Raw genomic sequence first — 1736 nt, 5'->3', positions numbered from 1 at the left:
AGGATCGGCCTGGGCATGCATGACGAGCTCGACGGCACGAGCTTTGAGCTCATCGGTGTATTTCACTGGCATGAGAGAATCTCCTTCTTCCAATCTCCCTGCCTCTATTATCCCCGGAGCGATTCAATTCCCTGTCCGCAATGGTGGTTCTGTGCCGCCCACTCGTCTGTGAATGGTCGAAGGGGAGGAATGCTCCCACCAGCCACCACGGGTTATAGGCCAGATTGTGTGTACAGGATAGGCCTCTTGCCCAGTAGGCAGTAGGCCAAGACATGGTTGAACATGCTCTGGAAGCATGTTCAGTGTCAGTTCCCCGGAATCACCCCCGATGTGGTGTATGCGCAAACAAGCTCGTCAAGAACGGTCAGACCACTGCCGGCCGGACCCGATGGCGGTGCAAACACTGCGGGGCCTCAACATCCCAATCTCGGACCGATATCAGCAGGAAGGCCGAGTTCACCAGCTTCATATCTTGGCTGACTAGCACCCGCGCCAGGGGCGAGTTCGCCACGAGCACACGGACCTTCACGCGACAAACACAATGGTGCTGGAACGTGATTCCCACCGTCACTGCCACCGGCGAGGTCCATGACCAGATCATGCTCGATGGCACCTATTTCAATGGCTGGTGCGTCCTCATCGCCCATACCGGCAAACACGTCATCGACTGGCAATGGTGCGACCAGGAAAAGACCGCGTCGTGGACCGCGCTCATTCGACGCATCCCCGCCCCCGTGGCCGCGATCGTCGATGGCAACGGGCCGTTGACAACGACGATCAAACGATTGTGGCCAGGCACCCGCATCCAGCGGTGTCACTTCCATATCCGGCAAGCCGCGAATAAGCACCTCACCAGACGACCGAACCTGCCGGCGAACAAGGAACTCCTCGCGATCTACAAGATGCTCACCGACGTCAGCACCCTCGAGCAGGCAGCCGCCTGGACGGGCGAGTTCGCCGGGTGGGAAGCCAAATGGGAGGCCTTCCTCAAACACCGCACCACGGCTCAATCAGGTGCCCCTAGGCCCTCGTATGTCCGACCGGGACAGCACTGGTGGTACACGCATCTGCGGACCCGCCGGGCGTGGAAACTCGTTGCGGGCCTGATCCGTGACGATCAGCTCTTCACCTGGCTCGAACTGGCCGAGGAAGGGCTCGTGATCGCGAAGACAACGAACGCGTTAGAGGGCGGGCCGAACAAGGCCATCAAGGACTTTCTGCGCCATCACAGGGGACTGCCGGTCGAACATGCTCGTCGGGGAGTCGACTGGTTGCTGTACCGACAGACAGAAGCTGCGAGTGATCCGTGGGAGCTCGTCACACCGTCAGCGTGGGCGAAGAAGCCTGAACGCAGACTCGTGCGCCCTGATTCGGGACGGAGTGAGACGACTTCGTTGTACGGGACCTCGTTCAGTATCGAGGACGGCAACGGGATCCAGAAAGGGTGGGGTGGACGATCACGGTGAATCAGTGACACCAGGCTGGTCAGACACGCCCTACCCATACACACATTTTGGCCTATAACCCGCCACCACGGCCAATAGGAACACTCCTCCCCCACTACATACGAGAAGAGGCCACCCCCAAAAGGGAGTGGCCTCAACTCGTTAAGAATATTGCGGCAGTCACTTACTCTCCCACAACCACCAAGTTGCAGTACCATCAGCGCGAATGGGCTTAGCTACCGGGATCGGAACGGTTAACCGGGCGTTTCCCCACCACTATCACCACCGCAA

Annotated in this window: 1 protein-coding gene and 1 rRNA gene; one reads left to right on the top strand and one right to left on the bottom strand. The window is 59.3% G+C overall.

From position 1 onward, the window contains the following. Positions 1-272 precede the first annotated feature (272 nt). Positions 273-1466 (top strand): IS1249 family transposase, encoded by a 1194-nt coding sequence (locus BANT918_RS17065; protein WP_145997020.1) that lies wholly within the window; start codon positions 273-275, stop codon positions 1464-1466. 150 nt (positions 1467-1616) lie between these two features. Here BANT918_RS17065 and rrf read toward each other — a convergent pair. Further along, positions 1617-1735: ribosomal RNA gene (gene rrf, locus BANT918_RS17060) — 5S ribosomal RNA — on the bottom strand. Between the last annotated feature and the right edge of the window lies 1 nt (position 1736).

Source organism: Brevibacterium antiquum CNRZ 918 (assembly GCF_900169145.1).
Lineage (GTDB): Bacteria > Actinomycetota > Actinomycetes > Actinomycetales > Brevibacteriaceae > Brevibacterium > Brevibacterium koreense.
This window is presented reverse-complemented; position numbering and strand designations above follow the sequence as displayed.

Bases quoted from the DNA above. Each gene is read 5' to 3' on its own strand.
- BANT918_RS17065 (WP_145997020.1), top strand. From the start codon at position 273: ATGGTTGAACATGCTCTGGAAGCATGTTCAGTGTCAGTTCCCCGGAAT.